The following is a 25,693-nucleotide window of genomic DNA, read 5'->3' as shown; positions in this document are numbered from 1 at the left end:
GGCGCCCTCCGCGGTCACGCAAGCTACCGCCGGCTGGCGCGTCGCGAGAGTCGCAGGAATCGCACGTAGGAACGAGGAGTCATGGCTGTAAGTGTCATAGCGTCGTCGTTGATGACCAGCGATTTGACCCCGCATCGCGCCCGTAGTGTCGGCCAGGAGAACTGGGTGGTTTCGTATTTGCCCGGACGCACGCTGACCTGCGACCAGGCGGTTGCCGCACTGAAGGTTGCCGAAGTGGTCCCGTCACTGTTCGCCGCGGTCGGCGATCTCGCGGACGAGGTCGGCCTGACCGTACTCGAGGCGGTGGGTATGGCGGTTCGACAGGCCCCGTGGGATCAGGGACCGATCTCCCGGTACACCCGACACGTTCGCGCGGTGCGACGACGGGCGGAGGTTGCCTGATGCAACTCACCCACCCACACATGCCGGTCGCATCGCTATTGGCCTGTGGAAACGATCCTGGCGTACTGACAACCGAACAAGCCCACGCCGCAATGCAATTGCATATCGACTGCACCGTCGACCGGTGCCAGGTCCGCCGTGCGGCGCGGACCACGCTGGTCGAGGCGGGCAAATGTGTGCTGGACGAGCGCGCGCTGCAGTTATGAGGCCTGCCGAGCCGCCGGGTGTACCGGAGGCGCTTGCCGACTGCATTCGGCTGCTGCGCTGGATGATCGCCGAATCCCTGGCGCATCGACGGCACAACGCGGCCGAGACGACATACGGCCTGCCGAAACGAGTTGTCCGGCGGATCCACTCAATGCCAGGTGTGATCGGTGAGCGGGGTGCGCGGACCGAACTTCGGCTGGTGCGCGTAACCGCTGACCTCCAGCAGGCGGATGGCCCGATAGCGATGTGGCCGTAGCGGTTCCAGATATTCGACCATCGCGTCATCGTCGATGGGCTCGCCGAGCAGTGTCCAGCCGACGATGGCGGCCAGATGGTAGTCACCGACCGAGAGGGCATCCGCGTCACCGAAGGCGCGCTGCCCGATCTCGGCGGCGGTCCACACTCCGATACCGGGCACTGTACGCAGGCGACGGGCGGCTTCCGCCGGATTTTCGGCCGCCGCCCGCTCCAGCGCGTCCGCCACCCGGGCCGCGCGCACGATCGTCTGCGCACGCTGCGGCCCGACATTGGCGCGGTGCCAGGTCCACGACGGGACCCGGCGCCAGGTATCGGCGTCGGGCGGCAGCAGCAGTCCGACCGGCGCTGGACCGGGAGCCGGAGATCCGAACTGTCGCACCAGCTTTCGCCAGGACGCGCGGGCCGAGACGGTGTGTACCTTCTGCTCGAGTACCGCGGGCACCAAGGCCTCGAAGACCAGGCCGGTGCGCAACATGCGCAGTCCGGGAAAACGGCGGTGGGCGTCGACGATCTTCGGATGTGCAGGGTCGAAGTCGGAGACGTCCTCGTCCAGGCACAGCATGCGGTCGAGGCGGTCGAGGAATTCGGCCGCGCCCGGACCCCAGGCTCGGGCGTCGACCGTGTGCCGATCGGCTTGGGTCAGGCGGTAGGTGACCGGGCCGGTCGGCATCCGAGAGGCATGCCAGTGCGCGCCGTCGTGGGTGATCTGATGGCACGGGTCGCCGCGGCCACGGGACAGGGGTGCGAGGGTGGACGCGAGATCGATCGGCCGCTCGGCCCTGACCGTTCTGGTCAGGCCGGCTCGGCTCAGCTCCGGCGCGGCCATCTGATTGCGCACCGACCCATTGTGCCCGGTGGGCCGGCGGCGCGAGCGCGGACCTCCCGCGGCATGTCGAATGTTGTCCGGCTCACAATTGTTTTCGATTCGAATGTACGACTTGCGATACCAATTCGACATAATCACAGATCGCCGCTCTTTGTAACGCAATGAGCAAGGAGAGCGATATTGATGCTGTTCGGCAAACAGCTGGCAGTCGCCATAGTGGAGGTACATAAATGATCACCAACGCGCTCAACTGGTTGCTCAATGCCTGGGGTGCGGTTTCCGCAGGCAGCTCGGGCTACCAGATTCCGCCCGGCACGTTGCCGTTCGGCAGCTGATTCTCATTCGCCGAGCAGGAATTGCGCCAGGTGCAGCCCTCGACGGCCGCTCAGTTGCATGGCCTGAGTTCGACACGAGAACCCATCGGCTATCAAAATCGAATCACTGTCGGCATTCCGAAGCGCCGGAAGTAAGCCATTCTCGGCTATGGCGACCGAAATATCGTAATGATTGGATTGCATTCCGAAGTTTCCGGCCAGACCGCAGCAGCCGGTGATCTCGGTCATATTAGCCTGCGTGCTGGCTAATAGTTGGCGATCTTTATCGAAGCCGAGTACGGCATGGTGATGGCAATGCGGTTGGACGACCACCGACTGTCCGGGCCGAAGTGGCGAGCGCCAGTTCGGCTGTTCGGCGAGGAATTCGGCGAGTGTGCGCACGGCGGCCGCGGTCGCGGCGGCGCGTGGGTCGTCCGGTAACAGTTCCGGCAGGTCCGAGCGCAGGACCGCCGTGCAGGACGGCTCGAGGCCGACGACGAGGCCGCCGCCGCGCACATGCTCATCCAGTTCGGTCAGTGTGGCGCGCAGCCGGACCCGAGCACCGTCGAGTTGGCCGGTGCTGATCCAGGTGAGCCCGCAGCACACCCGCCGTCGCGGTATGCGGACTCGGTAGCCGAGGGATTCCATCAGTCGCACCGCCGCGTGGGCGATTTCGGGGTCGAAGGCATCGGTGAAGGTGTCGATCCACAGCAGCACTTCGGGTGCCGAATCTCCCGACCTTCGATCCTGCCAGCCCCTGCGGAAGCTGCGATCCGCGAGTCGCGGTATCCCGCGGCGCGGATCAATTCCGCCCGCACGCAAGGTGATGCGGCGCAACCACCCGATTTCGGACAGCACGTTCACCACTCGCGGCATCCGGCCCGCGACCCCGAGCCAGCGCGGCAGCCAGCCCAGCGCGTAGTGATCGATGGGACGCGGGCGGCGCCGGTAGCGACGGTAGAGCGCCTCGGACTTATAGGTCGCCATATCGACGCCCGCCGGACAGTCGGAGCGACATGCCTTGCAGGACAGGCACAGATCGAGCGATTCGGCGACCGCCTCGGATGGCCAGGGGAGTGCGCCGCGCACCACCTCCTGTAGCACGCGCGCCCGGCCGCGGGTGCTGTCCTTCTCGTCGGCGGTGGCCAGATACGACGGGCACATGAAACCACCGGTCGCGCGGGTGTCGGCCCGGCATTTACCGACCCCGACGCAGCGATGGACGGCCGCGGCGATATCACCGTTGTCGTGCGGAAATGCGAAACCACCCGCACCGTCGACCGGTCGCACTCCGACCAGCCGCAGATCGGCATCGATGGGGCGCGGAGCGACCAGGACGCCCGGATTCAGCACATCGTCCGGATCGAAAAGCGCCTTGTATCCGGCGAATACGTCGAGTGCGTCGGAGGAGTACATGATCGAGAGCAATTCCGAGCGGGCCCGGCCATCGCCGTGTTCACCGGAGAGCGAGCCACCGTAGCGGACCACCAGCTCGGTCGCGTCCTGGATGAATTTCCGAAATCGTTGCGGCGCATCGGCAATCGGCAGATCGAGACGGACATGGATACAGCCGTCGCCGACGTGACCGTAGAGGAGTCCGTCCACGCCGTGGTCCTTTGTCAGCGTGGCGAAATCGCGCAGATAGGCACCGAGATGCTCCGGCGGTACGGCCGCATCCTCCCAGCCCGGCCAGGCCGGATGGCCCGCCGGAGTGCGACCGGCGAGTCCGGCACCCTCGGCTCGAATGCGCCAAAGTGCCGCGGCGACACCGGAATCGGTGACAATCCGGGAGTCCAGCGCGTCGACGGTTCGACACAGCTGCGCCGCCGCGGCATACGCCTGCGCGGGAGTATCGCCAGCGGACTCGACGAACAGCCAGCCGCTACCGCGCGGCAGTTCCGGCACACCGCTGGTGGCGCCACGGTGTACGCGCACGATATCGACCAGTCGCGCATCGATGCCCTCGACCGCGATCGGCATGCCTGCCATGACCGCCGCGACATCGTCCGCGGCCGTCGCGATATCGGGATAGCCGAGCACGGTGAGCACGGTGGCCCGCGGCAACGGCACCAGCTCTACCGTGGCCTCGAGCAGCAGCCCGCAGGTCCCCTCGGTACCGACGAACGATTTCGCGACCGCCGAACCACGTTCCGGCAGTAGATGTTCCAGTCCATAGCCGGACGCCTGCCGATCGAATCGGCCGAGTTCGGTGCGGATCACCGCGAGACTCGCCCTGGTGAATTCGGGCAGTCCGGGTATTGCCCCCGGGTCGGCCGCCAACGTCCGCTCCGCCCCGGTCCCATCGAGAATGCGCAGCTGACGCACATTATCCGAGGTGCGCCCCCAGGCCACGGCATGCGGTCCGCACGCATTGTTGCCGATCATCCCGCCCAGCGTGCACCGATTCTGCGTCGACGGATCGGGCCCGAATCGCAGCCCGTGCACACCGGCCTTTCGCTGCAATTCGGCGAGGACGACACCGGGCTGAACGCGTGCGATGCGCTGCTCGGGGTCCAGCTCGCGGATGCCATTCATATATCGGCTGAAGTCCAGCACGATCCCGGGACCGATGGCATTGCCCGCCACCGACGTCCCCGCACCCCGGGCGGTGACCGACAGACCGTTGCCCCTGGCGAATTCGAGCGTGCGCGCCACATCCTCGACCCCGCGCGGAAAAACGACCGCGGCCGGGAGCACGCGATAGTTCGACGCATCGGCGGAGTATTCGGCACGCCTGCGCGCGGACATGTCGACCTCACCCGCAATCCCGCGCCCAAGCGCCACCACCAATCGCTGCATATCCACCCTGCCAGCCTAGGCACGCGGCCCATCCCCACAGCCGCGGCCACCTCGGCAAACCGCGGGATTGGGTGGGTTCAGACAATCCGGCGCGGACGGCGCAGCAGCCAGGCCAGGAACGATCGCCGCGGCGGGCTCGGATACTTCGCCACCACGGCCCCGGAACCGATCTCCCCGTCGACGCGGAGCAGCGGCGACCCGGGCAGACTGCCCTCGGTGACCTTGTTCTTGACGGCACCGCTCCCGGCCTGCACCCGATCGAGGTCGACCCGCCAGCCGCGCGGCACGATCAACTGGACCGTGCCGGAACCCGCGGCGACATGCACCGCGACCTCGCGATGCGGGCACAGTGCCCGGGTGAAGTCGATGGTGATACCGCCGGAGCTGCATTCGGCCGTGATCTCGGCCGGGACGATCCACTCCCCATCCTTCACCCGCGCCCCGCTACCGGTGCGCAGTTCGATGGGTTCGCGCGCTGCGGCGAGCACCGGCAGATCGGAGGTGATGGCGAGGAGTTCCTGCGTCGTCTGCGCCGAATAGACCGCGAGCAGCCGTTTATCCAGTTCGAGCAGATCGAGTTGCCCGGCGTCGAGGGCGAGCTGCAGCTGCTTGGCCGCGACCTCGCGATCGATATCGCCGACCCGGACCGCGGGCACCGCGGGCAGGTTGTCCTGTGCATCGGTCATCGAATACATCCCCTGGCTCGTCTGCTGCGATCGTACGATGTCGGCTGCGCCCATGGCAGGAGCAACCGGCCCGGGGGGCGCATTTGCGCTGCTTGTCACTGTCATGCGGTAAGACATAGCTATGCCGAGGTGGCTGCTGCACGTCGATCTCGACCAGTTCCAGGCGGCGGTGGAGTTCCGTCGCCATCCGGAGCTGCGCGGCCTGCCGGTCATCGTCGGCGGTAATGGCGACCCCGACGAACCGCGCAAGGTGGTGACCTGTGCGTCGTATCCGGCCAGGGCATTCGGGGTCCGCGCCGGGATGGCCTTGCGCTCGGCCAAGCGCAAATGTCCCGACGGGATCTTCCTGCCGCTGGATATGGCCACCTACGAGGAGGCGTCCGACGAAGTCATGGCGCTGCTGCGGACCTTTCCCGGCCGCGTCGAGGTGTGGGGCTGGGACGAGGCGTTCCTGGCCGCCGATACCGACGATCCGGAACAGCTCGCACGCGAAATCCGTAGTGCCATCGCCGAATTGGAGTTGACCTGCGCCATCGGCATCGGCGACAACAAGCTCACCGCCAAACTGGCGACCGGCTTCGCCAAATCCGCCGGTAAGTCCTCGGCCGCACCCGCCGATACCGATGGCGCGGCGGCGGGCATCTTCCGCCTCACCGCGGCGAACTGGGTCGAGGTGATGGCGCACCGTCCCACAAATGCGCTGTGGGGCATCGGAAATCGGATCGCCGCGCGGATGGCCGACCTCGGCATCGAAACGGTCGCCGACCTGATGTCCGCCGATCGGCAGCGCCTGGCCGCCGAATTCGGTCCGAATACCGGCCCGTATCTCTGGGTGCTCGGCCACGGCAAGGGCGATACCGATGTGACCACCGAACCGCGAATTCCGGTGGGCCGCAGTAAATCCGAGACCTTCCCGCACGACCTGACCGAAACCGGCGAGATCCGCGCCCAGGTGGCGCGACTGGCCACCGAGGTGGGCGAGGAGATGGCCGCCGCGGGCCGCATCCCCGTGCGCGTCTCGGTGACCGTCCGCAGCAATACCTTCCTCACCCGCAGTAAACAGGAGAAACTCCCCGAGCCGACCACCGATATCGCGACCATCGTGGAAACGGCCCTGCGCATCATCGACCGATTCGAACTCGATCGCCCGGTTCGACTGCTCGGCGTCCGCCTCGAACTCGTACCGCAATAGCGGGGGCCGACGTGAAGATCCACCCGGCGCCGGCCGACGCTCGTATGCTCGTCGACATGGAGTTCTGGGCGATGGTGGCACACGAATCGGACAGTGGGATCGTGCTCACCCGGCAGCAGGTCGACGAGGACTTCCTCGGGCCGGGTGAGGTCACGATCAAGGTGCACTACTCGAGTGCGAACTACAAGGACGGGCTGGCGATCACCGCGGGCGGTGGCGTGGTCCGGAATTATCCGATCATCCCCGGCATCGATATCACCGGCGAGGTCGTCAGCTCCGAGGTCGACGATTTCGCGCCCGGCGACCAGGTGGTGGCGCACGGCTACGATATCGGCGTTTCACATCACGGCGGCTTCGCCGAATACGCCAGGGTGCCCGCCGACTGGGTGGTCAAGCTCGACGGTCTCAGCACCCGTGACGCGGCCGCGCTGGGCACCGCCGGTTTCACCGCCGCGCTCAGTGTGCAGAGCCTGCTCGAGCACGAACTCACCCCGGAGACCGGCGCGGTGCTCGTCACCGGAGCGACGGGCGGTGTCGGCAGCGTGGCCATCGATATTCTGTCGGGCCTCGGTTTCGAGGTGATCGCCTCCACCGGTAAGACCGATGCGGGGGATCGGCTCGCCGAACTCGGCGCGAACGAGGTGATCGGCCGACTGCCGGCGGATCCGAATGCGAAACTGCGTCCGCTATCGAAAGCCACCTGGGCCGGTGCGGTGGACAGTGTCGGCGGCAAGTCCCTCGCCTACATCCTCAGCGCGATCGGCTATGGCGGTGCCGTCGCGGTCAGCGGCCTCACCGGCGGCTCGGATCTGCCGACCACCGTCCTGCCCTTCATCCTGCGCGGCGTATCACTGCTCGGCATCGACTCCGCGTACGTCCCGATCGACAAGCGCCGCGCACTGTGGGCTCGCCTCGCCAATGATCTACGGCCCCAACACCTTTCGACCATCGAGAACTTCGCTCCCATCACCGACGCCGAGCATGTCCTGCGCGCCATGCACCACGGCAGCCACTCCGGCCGCACCGTATTCGGCGTCGCGGGCGAATTCTGACGCCTGGCGTGACCACTGCCGTCGCCCTGACCTCCTGCTTTTGCGTTGTCTCACACCGTGGCCACGGAATCGGTCTCAATTCCGTGGCCATTCCTCGGATCTTCTCAACGAGCTTGTGGTAGCGCACGCTGCTTTGACCAGCCCAGCCTCGTCCGGTCCTGGTGAACTAATGTCCCGTCCAGACAGGTCGCTGGGATGATCGTCGTCGCATCTCGATCGTCGGGCCGGATGCCGCCCTGCGCATCGGGCGCGCGTCAGTGATGAATTTCGCGGATCAACTCTCTGATCGTCTCGACGCAACGTTGGGTTGTCTCGGTGCATATGCGGCAGTGTTCGTGATGCTCGGCATGGGCACCGCACAGCCGACTGCTGCGCTCACAGGCCAGCAGGCAGGCCTCGAGTTGAGCGCTGAGCACGCTGCTGTCCGGGCCGGCGTGCCTGGTCAGCAGTCTGCGGGTGGCCGATACGACGTCCGCGCAATCCAGGTCGGCGACCACCGACGAGATCAGCGGACCCACGTTCGGTTCCGACAGCATGCCCGCCACGCACGCGGTGAGTGCCCCCTCGCAATCCTGGAGGGCGTCCACGCTGGTGGCGATGTGCTCACTGCGGAGATTGCTCTTGATTTTCAAGCTCTCGAAGAGCTCATGAGTATGCGACATGACATCCTCTCATCGGGAGGAACTCATTGGCCGCCTCTCATTCTTCGCCGCGAAACCGGTGTTGTACAGCAGCACCGCGACCAATCCTCCGCCCCGACAGTTACCGCATCGACCGTCCCGACGAGGCACTGGCCATGGTGTCGCCAGCTGATTGACCACCACAGTCGCCGAGGGCTACCGGTCGATGTCGATGTCGAACCGATCCCACAGGGGGAGTACACATGTCGCGCAAAGTCGGTGCACCCAAGAAACTGATACTCGCCGCCTTGGCCACCGCTGCGGGCGTCCGCATCGCGTCGGCAGGCTCAGCTCACCCCATCGCGGGTCCGTTCCGCTGATCGGCACAAGACAACCTGTAGGGCTGTTTGCGAACATTCCCGAACGCACAATGTAAGCCTATGGCAGGTTTAGTTACATCCTCACTGGGTTTTTGGCGCTGAAATGTAAGTCATCGGAGCCCCTGCGTGGCTCGAGCAGCGTGGCTGACCACGGCGGCCTCGGCGCAGGCGATGCGCAGCAATCGCCGAGGTCGGTACAGCTGCCCGTCCAGGCACCGCCCTGGGACCCGGTCATCGAACCGCGCTTCCCTCACCACCGAAGCCCGCCTCGATAGGATTGAGGCGGGCTGCGGTGGGTTGCTCAGGCCGCGACTTCGCCCGGTTCCTCCGCGAACTGCGTGCGGTACAGCTCCGCGTAGCGTCCGTTAGCGGCCAGCAATTGAGTGTGCGTGCCGCGCTCCACGATTCGGCCGTCCTCGAGCACCAGGATCTGGTCGGCCGCGCGAATGGTGGAGAGCCGATGCGCGATGACCAGTGCGGTCCGACCGTCCAGCGCCTCGGAAAGTGCCTCCTGGACAGCGGCTTCCGAGGTCGAGTCCAGCGAGGCGGTCGCCTCGTCCAGGATCACCACCCGCGGCTGCTTGAGCAGCAGCCGGGCAATGGTCAACCGCTGACGTTCACCGCCGGAGAGGCGGTAGCCACGTTCGCCGACGACGGTATCCAGGCCGTCCTGCAGCGATGTCACCAACTCACGTAACCGCGCCCGCTGCAACGCATCCCACAGCTCGGCCTCGGTCGCCTCGGGCCGGGCCAGCAACAGATTGGCCCGGATGGTGTCGTGAAACAGGTGGCCGTCCTGAGTGACCAGGCCGACCGTGTCCCGGATGGAGGTCGTGGTCAGGTCGCGCACATCGGTACCGTTCAGCCGCACCGCACCGCCATCCACGTCGTAGAGCCGGGAAACGAGTTGGGCCACCGTGGATTTTCCGGCACCCGAGGAACCGACCAGCGCGACGAGCTGACCGGGCTCGGCCCGCAGCGACACATTGTGCAGCACCTCCACCCCACCGCGGGTATCCAGCGTCGCGACATCCTCGAGCGAGGCGAGCGACACTTTGTCGGCCGACGGGTAGCCGAAGGTGACATTGTCCAGTTCCACGGCGACCGGACCCGGGGGCACTGCGACGGCATCCGGTGCTTGCTCGATCAGCGGTTTCAGATCCAGCACCTCGAAGACCCGCTCGAAACTCACCAGCGCGGACGTGATTTCCATCCGGGCACTGGCCAACGCGGTGAGTGGCGTGTAGAGGCGGGTCAGCAGCAGCGAAAGCGACACCACCGCACCGGCATCCAGTTGGCCGCGCAGTGCGTACCATCCACCGAGTCCGTAGACCAGGGCCAGTGCCAGCGCCGAAACCAAGGTCAGCGAGGTGACGAAAACCGTCTGCAGCATCGCCGTACGCACCCCGATATCGCGCACCCGACGCGCGCGCAGCGCGAATTCTTCCGACTCCTGCTGCGGCCGTCCGAACAGTTTCACCAGCGTCGCGCCCGGTGCCGAGAACCGTTCGGTCATCTGGGTGCTCATCGCGGCATTGAGGCCCGCGGCTTCCCGTTGCAATCCGGCCAGCCGATTTCCCATCCGCCGCACCGGAACCACGAATACCGGCAGCAGCACCAGCGCGAGCAGCGTGATCTGCCAGGAGATGCGGACCATGACGGCGAGTGTGAGCGCGAGGGTCACCAGATTCGTGACGACACCGGAGAGCGTATCGCTGAACGCGCGCTGTGCCCCGATCACATCGCTGTTCAAGCGGCTGACCAGGGCACCGGTGCGCGTCCGCGTGAAGAACGCGACCGGCATCTTCTGCACATGATCGAAAACCGCCGTGCGCAGATCCAGGATCAGCCCCTCACCGATGCGCGAGGACAACCAGCGAATGATCACCCCGAGCGCGGCATCGATCACCGCGAGTCCGGCGATGAGGATCGCGAGGGTGACCACGACGCGCGGCGCCGCGCCACCGACGATGTCGTTGACGACCCGCCCCGCCAGCACCGGCGTCGCCACCGCAAGCAATGCGGACACGATGCTGAACACCAAGAACGCACCGATACGACGGCGATGCGGCTGCGCGAACCGCAGAATGCGCCGCGCCGTGGCGAGCCGGAACGGCCGCTGTTCCTGCGGCGCGTTCGCGCGCCGATACATCTGGCTCCACGCCACCGATTCGATACTCACCGTACTGCTCCCTCTCGCTCCCCACCCATCGAACACTTGGCCACCGACACTAAGACCTCAACAAAGGTTGAGCACAAGCCGATTCCGCGTACAGCGAAACCGGGGTGTTGCCCCGACCGCAGAACAGAACTAAATTCTGGCCATGCAGATTCGAGATCGGTTGCTGCTGGCGGCCGAGCGGCAGTTCGCGGAACGGGGGACACTGGAGACCACGCTGACCCAGATCCGCGATGCGGCGGGCGCCAGCGTCGGCGCGCTCTACCACCACTTTCCGGATAAGGCGGAGCTGTACCGCGCGGTGTGGACACATGCGCTCGCCGACTATCAGGAGCACCTCTGGGTGGTCGTCGGCGAGAGCACCGATGCGCGCGCGGGCGTTACCGCGGGTGTCGTCGAACATCTGCGGTGGATTACCGAAAATCAGTACCGCGCAAAGGTTCTCACCTCGGCCCGGCCGCCCGGTGTCCGCGACAGCGATAGCAACCGCGAATTCCTGCGCAATGTCTTGCGCTGGTGGCGCACCCATGTCCGCTACGGCGCGGTGCGCGATCTCGATTTCGACCTCGTCTACGCACTGTGGCTCGGCCCGGCGCAGGAGTACTCCCGGCACTGGCTCGGCGGCGAAATCCGCACCGCCCCCATCGCTGTTGCGCGTGAACTCGCCGATGCCGCCTGGCAGGCGCTGGGCACAACCGACCACTGACCTACACAACGGAGCCATCCATGCCAACGACCACCCTCGACCTGAATCTCGCGAAGCAGGTGCTGGCTGCGCAGCCATTCGCGCAGCTGATCGGTACCGAGATCACCGCATTCGGTGACGGCGCGGCGACACTCGTCGTTCCCATCCGTCCCGAACTGGGCCAGCAATTCGGCTTTGTGCACGGCGGTGTGGTGTCCTACGCGGCTGATAACGCACTCACTTTCGCCGCGGGAACGGTGCTCGGCGCCAATGTGCTTACCGGCGGCTTCACCATCACCTACCTGCGTCCTGCCGCCGGTACCCGGTTGCGCGCGGCGGCCACCGTCACCGGGGCAACACGCCGCCAAGCCGTCGTCGCCTGCGAAATCTATGCCGAACGTCCCGACGCCGAACCGGTGCTGTGCGCGGTGGCTCAAGGCACCGCGCGCTCGGTCGAGCGCAAACTCGGCGGCGACTGAGCATCCGCCGACCAACCCATAAGCGCCCGCAACACAGCGCCAAGCGAATTGGGATACATGCCCTCGTCGGAGCGCGCGGCCACATGTCCGTCCGGACGCACCAGCAGCGCACCACCTTCCGGCAGATCGGTGCACGTACCCCATTCGGCGCCCAAGCCGTGTACCGCGATCTCGATACCGGTCTCGCGCTGCGCATCGGCCGCGGCGTCGCGCCAAGCAGCCGAGTTTCCGGCGATCAGTATCGCGTAGCCGGGCCCGCACAAATCCAGCGTCGAGGTGGTGTGCTCGGCATCGAGCCACAGGTGCGGCAGTCGTGTTCCGATCTGTCCCGCCAGCCGATCGACATGCGGCTCGGCCCATTCGACGCAATCCACGGGTCTACGCGATACCGCACTCGACGAGTATCGGAAGCGCGACATGACCGCGCCGTGGTCCAATCGCTTCGCCAAAATGTCTGCGTTGGCGGGCGTTTCGATGCCGTAGCGGGTCTCGAAGTCGTCGCCTAGATTGGCCTGTTCGGCGGCGACGATCGCACGTGACCATCGTTCGGCCCGATAGGTGTCGAGCAGTGCGGGGCCACCCGTACCCGACAGCACAGCGGCCAGTTTCCAGACCAGATTGTGTGCGTCGGCGACACCGGTATTGCCGCCGAATCCACCCCACGGCGCGTGCCGATGGGCGGCGTCGCCGGTGAGGAAGATTCGACCGCATCGATACTTGTCGGCAACGAAACAGCCGGTATCCCAAGCACTTCGCGCCAGCACCTCGACATCGATATCGGGCACGCCGATGACGGCGCGGATCAGCTCGACACAGCGCTCGTCTGGATAGTCCGCCGCCGTCTCGCGGGCCGGATCGTATTCGAGGTGAAAGGACCATTCATCGGTGTTGTTCTTGGACAAGATAAGTGCGCGCACCGTGTCATTGCTGATCTCGCACTGGCTGAAGGTGCGACCGTCCAGCACACCGGTAAGGTCCGTCCGCACAAAGACATTGATGTAGTGGCGGGTCGGTGGTAGTTCCCATCCCGCGATACCCAATGCCGGACGGATCGCGCCGGCCGCGCCATCTGCCGCGATGAGGTAGTCGGCCCGGATAACCGAGCTGCGGCCCGATTCGTCACGCAAGGTTGCCGTGACGCCCATGTCATCGGCTTCGAAGTCGATGAGCTCGATCCCGAATCGGAGATCACCACCGCGTTCGCGGGCCTGCGCCGCGAGCACCGGCTCGAGCAGCGCCTGGGGCAGGAAACAGAACTGCGACGGGCTGGGATCGGCTGCCGCCATGGCCGCCCGCATGTGGCTGATGTCCAGCGGCTGCGCCGCGATCAGGCTGGTGCCCCGGCTCGCGCCACCGAAGCTACCCGCCCGCAATGCGGTCACGGCGGCCTGCCGGACCCGCCCCTCGACGCCGACTTGGCGGAACAGCTCGGAGGTCCTGGCGTGCAGGCCGCGAGCCTTGGGCAGCGCCGAACTCTTGGTCCGCTTCTCGACGAGAACATAAGGGACATTGTGATACTCGAGGAACAGCGCAGCCGACAGGCCGACCAGGCCACCGCCGACAACGAGAACGGGAATCCGCTGTGTAGAAGTCATGCCACGATCATGTGCGCACAAGCTTGCACCGCCCTTGCATCGCAGTTACGGCGACCATGCACATGAAACAGGCCGTACCCGCAGGCACGGCCCGTTCCAGGCGATTATCAGGCGCTGGCCGCGAAGGCGGGAGCCTCGAGGGCCGGTTCGGCGACCGGCTCGATGGCGTAGGCCAGGATGTCGGCGACATCGGCGACCGGACGCACATCCAGGGCGACCAACACCTCCGCTGGCACGTCATCCAGATCCGGCTCGTTGCGGGCCGGGATGAACACCGTCTTCAGTCCCGCGCGCTGCGCGGCCATCAGCTTCTGCTTCACTCCACCGATCGGCAGCACCCGGCCGTTCAGAGTCACCTCACCGGTCATGCCGACATCCGCGCGCACCTGCCGGCCCAGTGCCAGCGACACCAGGGCGGTGACCATGGTGACACCCGCCGACGGCCCGTCCTTCGGCACCGCACCCGCCGGGAAGTGGATGTGGATATTGCGATCGAGCACCAACGGTTCGATGCCGATCTCGGCCAGGTGCGAGCGCACGTAGGTGAGGGCGATCTGCGCCGACTCCTTCATGACATCGCCGAGCTGACCGGTCAGGGTGAGCGCGCGCTCGCCCTCGGCGCCATTGGCCTCGATGTAGAGGACATCGCCGCCTAAACCAGTGACCGCCAAACCCGTTGCCACACCGGGGACTGCGGTGCGTTCCACCGAATCCGGGGTGAACCGCGGGCGACCCAGGTAGTCCCTCAGGTTGTCCAGATCGATGCTCAGCGACCCGGATTGCACCAGCGCGTCGTAGTCCAGCTCGGCGTCATGGCCCAGCGGCACCACGGTTTCGTCGGTGGCGGAGTCGGTTCCGTCCTCGGAGAGCCGAGTCGCGGCCTTGCGCAATGCCTTCGCGATCAACCGCTCCATCTGCCGCACCCCCGCTTCCCGGGTGTAGTTGGCCGCGACCTCGCGCAATGCTTCATCGGTGATCGAAACCTCCGCCGCGGTAAGCGCATTGCGTTCCAGCTGCCGTGGCACCAGGAAGTCGCGAGCGATGGCCACCTTGTCGTCCTCGGTGTAACCGTCGACGGTGATCAGCTCCATCCGGTCCAGCAGCGGGCCCGGAATGGTTTCCATGACATTCGCGGTCGCGATGAACAGCACATCGGACAGGTCGAGGTCCAGATCCAGGTAGTGGTCGCGGAAGGTGTGGTTCTGCGCCGGATCGAGCACCTCGAGCAATGCCGCGGCCGGATCGCCGCGGAAGTCCGAGCCGACCTTATCGATCTCGTCCAGCAGGACAACGGGATTCATCGATCCCGCCTCCTTGATGGCACGCACGATCCGACCCGGCAGCGCACCGACGTAGGTGCGCCGGTGACCGCGGATCTCCGCCTCGTCGCGCACACCGCCGAGGGCGACGCGAACGAACTTGCGGCCCATGGCCCGTGCCACCGACTCACCGAGCGAGGTTTTGCCGACACCGGGCGGACCGACCAGCGCGAGCACGGCGCCGGAACCACGTCCACCAACGACCTCGAGTCCACGCGCGGCGCGGCGAGAGCGCACGGCCAGGTACTCGACCATGCGATCCTTGACCTCGTCCAAGCCGTGATGATCGGCGTCCAACACCCCGCGGGCGGCCGAAACATCGGTGCTGTCGGTGGTTTTCACGGTCCACGGCAGCTCGAGGACGGTATCCAGCCAGGTCCGGATCCAGCCGGACTCCGGGCTCTGATCGCTGGCCCGCTCCAGTCGACCGACCTCGCGCAACGCCTCGGCGCGCACGTCATCGGGCAGATCGGCCTGCTCGACCCGGCTGCGGTAGTCGTCGGCGCCGTCGGGCTCGTCCTCGCCGAGTTCCTTGCGAATGGCATTGAGCTGCTGGCGCAGCAGGAATTCGCGCTGGCTCTTCTCCATGCCGGCGCGGACATCCTCGCTGATCTTCTCGGTGACCTCGGCCTCGGCGATATGCGCCTTGGTCCACTCGATCAGCGTGGTCAAACGCTGTGCGGTATCCGGAGTTTCGAGCAGCTCACGCTTCTCGTCGGCGGTCAGGTACGGCGCGTAGCCCGCGGTATCGGCAATCGCGGACGGATCGGTCAGCTGATTGACCGCGTCGATGATCTGCCAGGCCTCGCGGCGCTGCAGCACCGAAACGACCAGCTTCTTGTATTCGGCGGCAAGCTCTTTGGTGCGACCGTCGACGGCGGGCGGCTGCACCGGTTCGGCCTCGACCCACAGCGCGGCACCCGGCCCGGTGACCCCGTGGCCGATCTTGGCGCGCCGTTCGGCCTTCAGCACCGCGGCGGGCGCGCCACCACGCATCCGGCCGACCTGTTCGATGGTGGCGACGACGCCGTAGGAGGCGTAGCCCTCGGTCAATCGGGGTGCGAGCAGCACCGCGTCGGTATTCGCGGCGCGTGCGGCGTCGATAGCGGCCTGCGCCGATTCGTCCAGTTCGATGGGCACGACCATGCCCGGCAGCACGATCGGATCGGTCAGGAACAGCACCGGCAGGTTCTGTGGTGTAGTCACGTGTTCGACCCTTCCAAAAGTTGAGCGATGTCCAGTCAACCTCGGGCCATCTACGTTTGTTCCGCCCCGCCGCCCACGTTCGCTCAAAGCGATCGGCGTTCGATGCGGCACTAGAATTCGGAGCGTGCTCGAAGTCATTGCGCAGCCGGTGTTCGGACCTGTTCGCTGCGACAACCCGGACGGCCTGAGTATCGGTGAGGCGGCCCGCCGCACCGGGGTCAGCGCGCACACCCTGCGCTATTACGAACGCGCCGGCCTGGTCATCACCCCGGTCGACCGCACCGCCAGCGGGCGCCGGCGCTACCACCAGCTCGACCTGGACTGGATCTTCGTATGCACCAGGCTGCGTGCCACCGGAATGCCCATCCAGACCATTCGTCGCTACGCCGAACTCGTGGCCGCCGGAAACGGCAACGAACCCGAACGCATCGCGCTGATGGAAGCGCACCGCGCCGAGGTGGTGGCCAAACTCTCCGAGATCCAGGAAAACCTCGCGCTCATCGACCGCAAACTAGACATCTACCGAGGACGAATCGCCATCGGCGACCCGAGGCCGGGTTGATCGGTGAACTGCTGCATCTGCACGGCGCACTGCTCGGCTTGGCGGTCGGCGCCGCCCACCTGACGATTTTCGCTGGTAACCGGTCCTAATCGGCTAGGCCGTTCGCCCGGGCAAAATACAAGCACGCATGCTTGCATTTTTTTGAGCCCGCTGGGATGCTGAACCACGACGGTGTACGCAGCAGTGCGCCTGGACGGGACAGGGATCCGATGGCCGATCTAAACGCGCTCCTGCGCGATTTCGCCGACGACTGCGCGGAACTGGAACGAATCGTCGCGCCGCTGACTCCGGCGGACTGGTCCGCACCGACACCGGCACCCGGCTGGAGTATCGCCCATCAGATCGGCCATCTGACCTGGACCGACGAGGTCGCCACGCTGGCCGCCACCGATCCGGACGGTTTCGCGAAACTGGTCGAGGAGGCCGGTCCGCGGGCATTCACCTTCGTCGACGAGGCCGCCGAGGCGGCGGCCACCGCACCGGCCGCCGAGCTGCTCGACCGGTGGCGCCGTGGCCGCACTGAGTTGATCGAGGCCCTGCGCGCGGTGCCGTCCGGCGCCAAACTGCCGTGGTTCGGACCGCCGATGAGCCCGGCATCCATGGTCAGCGCGCGCATGATGGAGACCTTCGCCCACGGCCAGGACATCGCGGACGCGCTTGGGCTGACCAGGACACCGACCGCCCGGCTGCGCACAGTCGCCCATATCGGCGTACGGACCAGGAACTTCGCCTACACCGTGCGCGGCAAGACCGTACCGACCGAGGAATTCCGGGTCGAACTCACCGCACCGGACGACAGTGTGTGGTCATGGGGTCCCGAGGACGCCGCGCAGCAGGTGACCGGTCCGGCACTCGACTTCTGCCTGCTGGTGACGCAGCGCCGGCACCATGCCGATCTCGCGCTGCAAACAGTGGGTGCGGACGCCGCCGAATGGCTCACCATCGCACAGGCTTTCGCGGGACCGACGGGGGCTGGGCGGTCGGCGGGCCAGTTCGCTTGACCCGCCGCACCGAACCGGACAGGTGCGGGCGAGCGTCACACTTGGGTGCGCCGTTCGTGTCGGCCGGACGCCGTTGGCCGGGTGTCTCGATGTGGCAGTCGAGAATGACGCTCGCCAGCCAACGATATTTACCCGCTTGTCAGCTCGCGGAAACATGAACGACGCCATTCCGCACGAATTCCGGATCGCGCGCGTTCATCGGCTTTTGTGATGCCGATCTCCCCCACGAGGCGCCACCCGCGGCCGCACCTGTAACCTGGACGAGAGCGCGGTTTTCAACGATGCGGGCCGCGCGGTGAGGGGATCAGGGAGGACGGAAGGAACGCATCGTGCCAGCACATAGGCCTGCCCAAATCGCTCGGCATACCGCCATCGTGCTCGCCGGCGCCGCCAGCCTCGGCCTCACGGTCGCCGCGGGGGCCTACATCGCCCATCAGATGGCCGATACCCAGCACGCCGCCAATAACGTCGCCGCACCACCATCGGTTCGGATTCCGGATATCGGCACCTACCACGGACCCGCGCTCTCCGATGCCGTGCTGAGCGGCAGAAGTCGCGACCTGCCCGCACAATTCGGCCGCTTCCCCGCGGAGCCGGCCGACGGCGCCGTGAAAATCTCTCAGGCCCATACCGATTCATCCGCCACCGCCGGAATCGGCGGCGAACTGCGCCTCGGCACCGCCTATGTCGGCGCACAGGTGACACCCGGGCCCGCGAATTCCGTCGCCCTCACCGTGGATACCAATGCACTGACGGTACTGACGGATTTCCTGCTCACCGAACCGGATCGGGAGCGACTCGGCATCCACGCAGACCCGTGCGCCGTCACCGAGTTGCGTACCGAGGTCGATACGCACAACGGCGAAGTGACATTCGCCTTCTCGGATCCGAACCTCGGTGCGCACGACCTTCGACTGGACCGCGATCCGTCGCCCAGCACCAGCACGCCCGACGTAGCGAAATCGACGGTTCCGGAGACGAACAGTGCCATCACCATGTGACAGATTGCCTGCCCGAGGCGACAACTGATTTCGTATACACATGGGTAACTCACCGGGCACGCCCAAAACCCAACCCCACACTGAACGGTCGGCCCGCAACGGAACCTACGAGGCTCCCAACGGCCGGCAGAAGGCTCGGGGAGGCGAATATGCCTTCTGTGTCATCGGGGGCGGGATCGTCGGAGTCGCCACGGCGCATCGGATTCTGCGACGTCATCCGGGCGCGAGCCTGGTGCTCATCGACAAGGCCGATGCCCTCGCGACCCATCAGACCGGGCACAACAGCGGCGTCATCCATTCCGGCATCTACTACCCGCCGGACAGCCTGAAGGCCCGCCTGTGCCGAAACGGCGCCGCTTGGACGAAGGAATTCGCCGCGGCGCACGGCATTCCGTTCGAGGTCTGCGGAAAACTGCTGGTGGCCACCGATGCCGTCGAGTACCGGCGGATGCTCGCGCTACATGAACGCTCGGTCGCCAACGGTGTCGATGTCGAGCTGATCGATTCCGCCGAATTGATCCGCCGTGAACCGCATATGACCGGTGTCGGCGCACTGTTCGTGCCCGCCACCGGCATCATCGACTTCACCCGCGTCACCACCGCGCTCGCCGAGGAGGTCCGGGCCGCGGGCGGCGAGATCGTGCTGAACGCCGAGATCACCGCACTCACCGAAACCGCGGACGCGGTCACCGTGGCCGGTCCCGCGGGGTCCTGGACCGCGCGCACGCTGGTGGTCTGTGCGGGTCTGCAGGCCGATCGCATGGCCGCACTCGCAGGTCTGCGCACCGATTTCCGGATCGTGCCGTTCCGGGGCGAGTACTACCAGCTACCGCCCAGCCGTTCCGGACTGGTGCGCACGCTGATCTATCCGATTCCCGATCCGAAGCTGCCTTTCCTCGGGGTGCATCTGAGCCCGATGATCGACGGCACCCTGACCGTCGGCCCCAATGCGGTGCTCGGCCTGGCCAGGGAGGGCTACCGCAAGGGCAGCTTCGACGCCCGCGACGCCCGCGCGATGCTCGGGTTTCCTGGCTTCCATCGGGTGGCTCGCACCCATGTGCGCACCGGACTGCGCGAATTGCGCAACTCCCTGTTCAAACGTGGCTACCTGGCCGAATGCCGAAGGTATTGTCCGGATCTCACGGTCGCGGACCTGCAGCCGCGGGAGGCGGGCATCCGCGCGCAGGCGGTACTGCGCGACGGCACTCTGGTGCACGACTTCCTGATCGAACGCACACCGCGCTCGATTCATGTGCTCAACGCACCATCACCGGCGGCGACTTCCGCCATGCCGATCGCCGAGTACATCGTCGACCAACTGTGACTCCGCCGCGTTAGGTGGGTCGCGCGTGCCAGCAAACCAAACCACCCGGTGGGCTGGTGTTTACCCACCCCGACGGCTTCGCCGGCTGCCATCCCCCATGTGGAAAGCCCGCCAACCAAATTCCGGACAATCTCTCGAATAAAGAGGAAAGCTGTAGTACTTTTAGCGGCAGCCAACAGGGAGGGGCCCTATGGGCCACATCAAGTACGCGAGCGACGTCGGAGCCCCGGTCGAGGTGGCCTTCACTTATACGGACAACCATCGGTTCGTGCCGGATTGGATGTTCGCCGTCGCCGCGTTCGAGCCGAAAGACGAGCTCGACCAAGGTATCGGTGCGGTCTTCACGACTCGGATCCGGCTGGGGCCTTGGCGGCCGACTGTTGACTGCGAGATCACCGAATACCGACGCAATGTGGTGATCGGCTACACATTGCGCGGGCGATTGTCGGGCACCTTGACGCTGCACTTCGACCCGCTGGGCTATGGACGCTCGGTGCTGACCTCGGAGGCGGAGTACGCTCCACCGAGTGGGCTGTTCGGTCGGCTGTGCCTGCGCTTGGTGGATTCCGCCGTGCGGTCGGCGCTGCGCCGCACCGAATCCCAGTTGCGAAGGGAGATAGAGGAATTCCACGGTACCGATCTTGTCGGTCGGATTGCGTAGGGTGCCATCCATGATCATCGTGAGCACCGACGGATCCTGCCTCCGCAATCCCGGCGGCGCCATCGGCTGGGCTTGGGTCAATCATCAGGGCGGTTCACGCAGCGGGGGAGCCGCCACCGGAACCAATCAGGTCGCGGAGTTACGCGCGCTCCTTGAGGCGGTGCTCGCCCACCCCGGCGAGGAACCGCTGTTCATCGAGAGCGATTCGCTATACGCGATCAAATGCGCCTCGGAATGGATCGCCGGCTGGCGGACCAATGGCTGGCGCACCGCCAGCGGCGGCGCGGTGAAGAACATCGAACTCATCAAGCAGATCGACCGGGCCATCGCCTCCCGGCCGGGGCCGGTTCGGTTCCGTTGGGTGCGTGGACATGTCGGCAATTACTTCAACGAAATGGCCGATACCCTCGCGGGCGAGGCGGCCAGAAAGGCCGCGGCCTCCGCGGCCGCCGGTGAGATCCCGACCGCGGAACTCCGTGAGCTGCAACCGGTGCTCGAGGACTGCTCCGACAAGACCACAAAATCCGCCCGACCGCGGTCCGCGGGGAAGCCGGTTGCGCCAGCACCTCAGGCATTGACGTTGTTCTGAGTCCGCCGGGCGCGACCGGGCGCAAGACCGCCGGAAAGAACCTCCGGGCGGGTGGTGCCATTCCCACCCACCCGGAGGCGCTTTTCGCGGTTGTTCGGGTAGTCGATCAGTTGCCCATCTGCTTCAGGATGGGCAGGTCGAACTTATCGACCAGCCACTTGTCACCGACCTTCTTCAGACCGGCCACGACCACCAGCTCCACCTTGCTCGGTGGCTTGTTCGCGGCGGCGATATTCACATTGGTGGTGGTCTGACCGATCACCACCAGCACATTCGCGCTCTCGGTATCGCCGGACTGGAAGCCGCACTGCATGTCGTAGGTGGACGAGGTGGCCTTGGCATCGATGACGACACCCTTGAGGTCCTGGCCGAGCTTGGCGAACTGTTCCCTCCAGTCACCGGTCGACGCGGCATCCACCTTCTTCAGGTAGTCGTCGATGGTCTGTGGATCGTAGGTGGAGATCAGCCTGCCGTAGTCGCACGCGGCCGAGGTGGCGGCGGCGTGCGCGTCCAGCTCGGCGCCGCGGTTGCTCGCCTGCCGATAGAACACCACGATGGCGGTGACCGCCGCGACGAGCAGCACACCGGCGACGAACGCCGCGACGATCGGGACAAGCGCGCCGCCTTTGGCGCCACTGTGGGCCACGGGTTGCGCGGCACCCTTGGCCAGATTGTCCGTGGTCTGCTTCGGCTCGGCGGGCTGCGGGGCCGCGGCGGCTACCGCATCGGACGACTTCTCGATCTCGACCGTCTTGTCCTGCGCAGCCGCGTCGACGGTGGCGTCGGCGTTCTTGGCATCGGCTTCCTCGGCATCCGCGTTCAGCTTCCCGGCGCCGACATCATCAGTGGGCATCGATACAATCCTGCACTTTCCCGGCGCACCCGAGCGCACCGATATGGCCTAGTCGGTCCGCATCGGACGAACCGTTCGCAGTCTGGGGGCGAGTATCGCTGTGGCTGCTCACCGCAGCGGCGGCGGGGTCATTTCATTCGGATCCACTCCCGGCGGCATCTGCGCGCCGTTGTCCGGAACATTCGGTCGCGGCGCATTCGCCGAACCGCGAACCTGCAGTCCGGGCGGTGGATTCTCGCAGTAGTTCCACTTGGGCAGCGAGCCGTCCTGGATGACCTCAGTGCGGATCGGCACGTGCCTGTACTGGCAGATCGGCCGAATCCAGACATCGAGGACCGTGTGGAACTCGTTGTCGTGGGCGGGCACACCCGCGGCGGAAAACCCGAGGTTCAGCGCCGGGAACAGCGCCTGCAGCGCCGGAATCCGCAGCTGCGCGGCCTTGGTCATCGCCGCGAAATTGGCCGCCAGACTGGTGATCGGATCGGCCGTCTTGTCCAGGACCGCCCCGAGGCTGGTCAGCTGTCCCGGCGCCTTCTCCAGGACCGCCCGCAGTTCGGTGTTGGCATTGTTGAACTGATCGAACAACTGACCCGAATTGCGGGTCAGCGTCTCCAGATCGGGCTGCGCATGCGAGGTGGTGCTCGCGATGGTGCGCAGGTTGGTGATCAGGTTCTGGGTCTGCGGGAGCAGATTGTCGAATCCGGCCATGGCCAGGCTGATGCCATTGACCAAGCCGCGCAACTGATCCGGGCCACCGCTCAGCGCGGTGTCCAGATTGGCCAGGATGACGCTGAACTTATCCGGATCGATCTGGGAGATCAGCGCGCTGGAGTTGTCGAGCACCGACCAGATCGGGGTCGGCGTCTTGATCTTCTCCGCAGTGAACTGGATGACCGAACCGTCCTTCAGGAACGGTGCCTGCTCGGTATTCGGCCGGAAGTCGATGTACTGCTCACCGGCGCCGGAGAGCGCACCCACCGAAATATCGGCGTCGACCGGAATCTTGAACTTCGAGTCGATATCGGCCTTCGCGGCGATGGACTGCCCGCGGTCGACCAATTCGATCGAGGTCACCTTGCCGATCCGGAAGCCACGCAGCGTCACATCGTTGCCGGGTTGCAGACCGCCGGACCGATCAAGATGCACTGTGACGGCATAGGTCGATTTCAGCGGGTTCACCCGCATGACGCTCACCAGCAGATAGGTAGCGCCCACGAGGAACACCAGCACCAGGCCGATGGTGGACAGCAGCAGCTTGCGCTGCAGCAGCTTGCCGAGCCAGCTCACCGGTGCCCCCCTTGCAGTCGTCCCTGAATTGCCTGCAAGACGGTGATCAGGCTGCCCGCGAAGTCCGCGAGATCGCGACCGTCGAAGAACTTGCCCTGCGCCGGATCCGACAACACGCTGAAGTTGTGGATATTGGTCAGCGTGGCGTAGACCGCGAGGCTATTGCCGCGGAACGACGCGTCGACCGGACCGCGCATCTCGTGCAACGCGTCCAGCGCGGGACCCAAAGTCTGCTCGGTCTGCGACAGCGCGTCCATCAACTTCTTCACATTGTCGAGTAGATCGGCCAGCTGATCGCTTGAGCTGTTCGCGTAGTCGCCGAGCGCCGCGCTGGTCACCGAAATCTTTTGCAGCAGATCGCCGATGGCCTGGTTGTTCTCCGCCACCGCGCCGATCATCTGCGGCAAGGTGTCGGCCACCTGGCCCAATTCCGAATGCCGCCCCTCAATGGTGCTGGCCAGCGCACCGAACTGGGCGAGCACACTGTCGACTCGAGCGCTGTTCTCGTTCAAACTGCCGACCACGCCGGTCATTTCAGTGATCAGATGGGCGATCTGATCACCGCGACCGCCGACGATCGAATCCATTTCCGAGGTCAGTTTGGCCAGTGCGGCCACACCACCGCCGTTGAACAACATGGAGACCGAGATCAACAGCTCCTCGACCGTAGCACCCGCCGAGGTCTTGTCCCGGCCAAGTGTGTCGCCGTCGTGCAGCACCGGCGCACCCGGATCCGCCTTGGCCTTGGACACCGCGACGAACACATCGCCGAGCGGGGTGGCCTGGCGCAGTTCCGCCGTACTGCCGACCGGAAGTTCGATGTCCTTGCTGATCTTCAGATCGACAATGGCCTCGAAGTTCTTGGTCTGGATATTGGCGACGACACCGATATCCGAGCCACCGATCTTCACCTTCGCTTGATCGGGCAGATTCAGCGCATTCTCGAACTTCGCGTGCACGGTGTAGGTTTCACCGACCGTACCTGGTTTGGGCAGCGGCAGCTTCTCCACCGTGAGACCACAGCCGGAGGTGATGGCCACCCCGGATACCGCCGCCAACGCGATGAGCGTGCGGCGGGCCTTCATCGTGAACCGGTCGCTCATTTGGTCATCCCCAGCAGTGCCGCCGTAATACCGAGGTCCGGACCGAGATCCTCCAGCTTGCCGGTGCGGCAGCCATCCGAACGCATCTGAATCCGTTCACAGAACAGGCTCAGCAGTTCACCGTTGAGGAAGGTCGGCAGGTTGCCGTGCAGCCGGATATAGCCCAACTGCCGGTTCATCGAGCGATCCAGGTTCTGCATGAGCAGCGGCGCGAGATCGACGACCTCGGTGACGCCGCGGGCGTTGGCGCGCAGCTGATCGGTCACGTTGGTCAGCCCTTCGAGCGAACTACCCAGCTGATCCTGATACTGCACGAAGACCGAACTGGTATTGGCCAGAAAGTCGTTGAGCTGTTGCAGCGTCGCCGCCAAGCCGGGGGCCTGATCGCTGAGCAGTCCGGACAGCTGCGTCATCCGATTGCTGAAATCGCGTACGGACTGGTCGTTTTCGGCCAGCATGGTGGTCAGTTCGTTCAACTTGATGATGATGCTGGCTACCGCGTCCTTATTGTCGACGCCGATCTTCAACGCACTGGAGAGCGCGTTGAGGGTGTCACGCATCTTCTCGCCATTGCCGTTCAACATCGGATAGAGCACCCGCCCCGACAGCGGACCGATGCCCTCGGTGCCCGGTTTCGGCTCGAGCGCGGCGGCGAACTGATCGATGGTCTTCAGCATCGTGTCCAGCTCGACCGGTGTCTTGGTTTTCGCCTTCGGCAGATGCGCACCGTCGGACATGGTCTCGCCCTGGGTGTAGGCCGGGGTCAGTTCGACGTGGCGGTCGGTCACGATGGACGGCGAAATGATCGCGGCCATCGCATCTTTCGGGATCTTGACGTCCTTATCGATCACCATGTGCACCTCGACCATGGTGCCCTTGGGAATGATCTTGTCGATCTTGCCGACCTGTAGCCCGAGCACCGTGACCGGATTGCCCTCGAAGACGCCCGCGATGTTCTCGAAGTCCGCCGTGATCGTCATGGTGTTGCCGAGTGCACTGTTCACCGAGCTCGGCACCAGCGAGCAGCTGCCGATGGCCAGGGCCGCCGCGCTGATCATCAGGGGTCTGGCGATGCGCCCGATATTCGGGCGCCGCAGGTTGATTCGCATCGGT

Annotated in this window: 23 protein-coding genes; 12 read left to right on the top strand and 11 right to left on the bottom strand. The window is 65.8% G+C overall.

Translation table 11 applies throughout. The features are described from left to right. Positions 1 to 111 precede the first annotated feature (111 nt). Positions 112 to 402 (top strand): hypothetical protein, encoded by a 291-nt coding sequence (locus AB0L63_RS21570; protein WP_364503590.1) that lies wholly within the window; start codon positions 112 to 114, stop codon positions 400 to 402. Beyond that, complete coding sequence (locus AB0L63_RS21565; RefSeq protein ID WP_364503587.1) at positions 402 to 608, top strand: hypothetical protein; 207 nt, start codon at positions 402 to 404, stop codon at positions 606 to 608. Before AB0L63_RS21570 ends, AB0L63_RS21565 begins: the two co-directional genes overlap by 1 nt. A 149-nt stretch (positions 609 to 757) precedes the next feature. Here the strand turns inward: AB0L63_RS21565 and AB0L63_RS21560 are convergent, their stop codons facing one another. The 3 genes from AB0L63_RS21560 to AB0L63_RS21550 all read right to left on the bottom strand — a co-directional run bounded on the left by AB0L63_RS21560 (position 758) and on the right by AB0L63_RS21550 (position 5,492). Then, positions 758 to 1,693, bottom strand: a complete 936-nt coding sequence (locus AB0L63_RS21560) for a DNA-3-methyladenine glycosylase 2 family protein (protein WP_364503926.1) — start codon at positions 1,691 to 1,693, stop codon at positions 758 to 760. Positions 1,694 to 2,031: 338 nt separating this feature from the next. Further along, positions 2,032 to 4,806 (bottom strand): FAD-binding and (Fe-S)-binding domain-containing protein, encoded by a 2,775-nt coding sequence (locus AB0L63_RS21555; protein ID WP_364503923.1) that lies wholly within the window; start codon positions 4,804 to 4,806, stop codon positions 2,032 to 2,034. A gap of 77 nt (positions 4,807 to 4,883) precedes the next feature. Beyond that, positions 4,884 to 5,492: a DUF1707 domain-containing protein gene (locus AB0L63_RS21550; protein WP_364503584.1), complete on the bottom strand. Its 609-nt coding sequence runs from the start codon at positions 5,490 to 5,492 to the stop codon at positions 4,884 to 4,886. A 121-nt stretch (positions 5,493 to 5,613) separates the two neighbouring features. Between AB0L63_RS21550 and AB0L63_RS21545 the strand changes: the two genes are divergently transcribed. Beyond that, positions 5,614 to 6,684, top strand: coding sequence for a DNA polymerase IV (locus tag AB0L63_RS21545; protein ID WP_364503581.1), 1,071 nt, complete (start codon positions 5,614 to 5,616; stop codon positions 6,682 to 6,684). 56 nt (positions 6,685 to 6,740) lie between these two features. After that, positions 6,741 to 7,736, top strand: coding sequence for an oxidoreductase (locus AB0L63_RS21540; RefSeq protein WP_364503578.1), 996 nt, complete (start codon positions 6,741 to 6,743; stop codon positions 7,734 to 7,736). 254 nt (positions 7,737 to 7,990) lie between these two features. On the opposite strand, the gene AB0L63_RS21535 is transcribed toward AB0L63_RS21540, so the two are convergent. Together AB0L63_RS21535 and AB0L63_RS21530 are read right to left on the bottom strand one after the other, a co-directional pair. Beyond that, the gene (locus AB0L63_RS21535) at positions 7,991 to 8,398 is read right to left on the bottom strand and encodes a hypothetical protein (RefSeq protein WP_364503575.1); all 408 of its coding nucleotides are present in this window, start codon (positions 8,396 to 8,398) and stop codon (positions 7,991 to 7,993) included. A 639-nt stretch (positions 8,399 to 9,037) separates the two neighbouring features. After that, positions 9,038 to 10,918 (bottom strand): ABC transporter ATP-binding protein, encoded by a 1,881-nt coding sequence (locus tag AB0L63_RS21530; RefSeq protein WP_364503572.1) that lies wholly within the window; start codon positions 10,916 to 10,918, stop codon positions 9,038 to 9,040. Positions 10,919 to 11,060: 142 nt separating this feature from the next. On the opposite strand from AB0L63_RS21530, the gene AB0L63_RS21525 reads away from it, so the two are divergent. Together AB0L63_RS21525 and AB0L63_RS21520 are read left to right on the top strand one after the other, a co-directional pair. After that, positions 11,061 to 11,621: a TetR family transcriptional regulator gene (locus tag AB0L63_RS21525; RefSeq protein WP_364503569.1), complete on the top strand. Its 561-nt coding sequence runs from the start codon at positions 11,061 to 11,063 to the stop codon at positions 11,619 to 11,621. A 20-nt stretch (positions 11,622 to 11,641) separates the two neighbouring features. Further along, on the top strand, positions 11,642 to 12,079 hold the full coding sequence (locus AB0L63_RS21520; protein WP_364503566.1) for a PaaI family thioesterase: 438 nt from the start codon (positions 11,642 to 11,644) through the stop codon (positions 12,077 to 12,079). Here the strand turns inward: AB0L63_RS21520 and AB0L63_RS21515 are convergent. Both AB0L63_RS21515 and lon read right to left on the bottom strand, forming a co-directional pair. After that, positions 12,034 to 13,674 (bottom strand): FAD-dependent monooxygenase, encoded by a 1,641-nt coding sequence (locus AB0L63_RS21515; RefSeq protein WP_364503563.1) that lies wholly within the window; start codon positions 13,672 to 13,674, stop codon positions 12,034 to 12,036. The two genes, AB0L63_RS21520 and AB0L63_RS21515, sit on opposite strands and share 46 nt — an antisense overlap. A gap of 107 nt (positions 13,675 to 13,781) precedes the next feature. Then, a complete protein-coding gene (lon, locus tag AB0L63_RS21510) occupies positions 13,782 to 16,199 on the bottom strand; it encodes an endopeptidase La (RefSeq protein WP_364503560.1) in 2,418 nt (805 codons plus the stop codon). Between the two features lie 124 nt (positions 16,200 to 16,323). Between lon and AB0L63_RS21505 the strand changes: the two genes are divergently transcribed. From AB0L63_RS21505 to AB0L63_RS21480, 6 genes are all read left to right on the top strand, one after another. After that, entirely contained in the window at positions 16,324 to 16,761 is a 438-nt protein-coding gene (locus AB0L63_RS21505) for a MerR family transcriptional regulator (protein ID WP_364503557.1), read from the top strand. A 209-nt stretch (positions 16,762 to 16,970) separates the two neighbouring features. Then, positions 16,971 to 17,762, top strand: a complete 792-nt coding sequence (locus AB0L63_RS21500; RefSeq protein ID WP_364503554.1) for a TIGR03084 family metal-binding protein — start codon at positions 16,971 to 16,973, stop codon at positions 17,760 to 17,762. A gap of 329 nt (positions 17,763 to 18,091) precedes the next feature. Beyond that, entirely contained in the window at positions 18,092 to 18,763 is a 672-nt protein-coding gene (locus AB0L63_RS21495) for a hypothetical protein (protein WP_364503551.1), read from the top strand. A gap of 40 nt (positions 18,764 to 18,803) precedes the next feature. Continuing rightward, positions 18,804 to 20,087: an L-2-hydroxyglutarate oxidase gene (lhgO, locus tag AB0L63_RS21490; RefSeq protein ID WP_364503548.1), complete on the top strand. Its 1,284-nt coding sequence runs from the start codon at positions 18,804 to 18,806 to the stop codon at positions 20,085 to 20,087. Between the two features lie 190 nt (positions 20,088 to 20,277). Then, a complete protein-coding gene (locus AB0L63_RS21485) occupies positions 20,278 to 20,748 on the top strand; it encodes an SRPBCC family protein (RefSeq protein ID WP_364503545.1) in 471 nt (156 codons plus the stop codon). 10 nt (positions 20,749 to 20,758) lie between these two features. Beyond that, positions 20,759 to 21,337 (top strand): ribonuclease H, encoded by a 579-nt coding sequence (locus tag AB0L63_RS21480; RefSeq protein ID WP_364503542.1) that lies wholly within the window; start codon positions 20,759 to 20,761, stop codon positions 21,335 to 21,337. A gap of 106 nt (positions 21,338 to 21,443) precedes the next feature. Here AB0L63_RS21480 and AB0L63_RS21475 read toward each other — a convergent pair whose 3' ends face one another. The 4 genes from AB0L63_RS21475 to AB0L63_RS21460 form a co-directional block, all read right to left on the bottom strand. Then, complete coding sequence (locus AB0L63_RS21475) at positions 21,444 to 22,190, bottom strand: hypothetical protein (RefSeq protein WP_364503539.1); 747 nt, start codon at positions 22,188 to 22,190, stop codon at positions 21,444 to 21,446. A gap of 108 nt (positions 22,191 to 22,298) precedes the next feature. Further along, positions 22,299 to 23,477, bottom strand: coding sequence for an MlaD family protein (locus AB0L63_RS21470; protein WP_364503536.1), 1,179 nt, complete (start codon positions 23,475 to 23,477; stop codon positions 22,299 to 22,301). Then, positions 23,474 to 24,580, bottom strand: coding sequence for an MCE family protein (locus tag AB0L63_RS21465; protein WP_364503533.1), 1,107 nt, complete (start codon positions 24,578 to 24,580; stop codon positions 23,474 to 23,476). Before AB0L63_RS21465 ends, AB0L63_RS21470 begins: the two co-directional genes overlap by 4 nt. Then, positions 24,577 to 25,689: an MlaD family protein gene (locus tag AB0L63_RS21460; RefSeq protein WP_364503530.1), complete on the bottom strand. Its 1,113-nt coding sequence runs from the start codon at positions 25,687 to 25,689 to the stop codon at positions 24,577 to 24,579. The genes AB0L63_RS21465 and AB0L63_RS21460 overlap by 4 nt, the downstream gene beginning before the upstream one ends. Positions 25,690 to 25,693 lie beyond the last annotated feature (4 nt).

The organism is Nocardia sp. NPDC051990 (assembly GCF_040680755.1).
Lineage (GTDB): Bacteria > Actinomycetota > Actinomycetes > Mycobacteriales > Mycobacteriaceae > Nocardia.
Note: the sequence above shows the minus strand (reverse complement) of the source record. Positions and strands in the feature narration are given on the sequence as shown.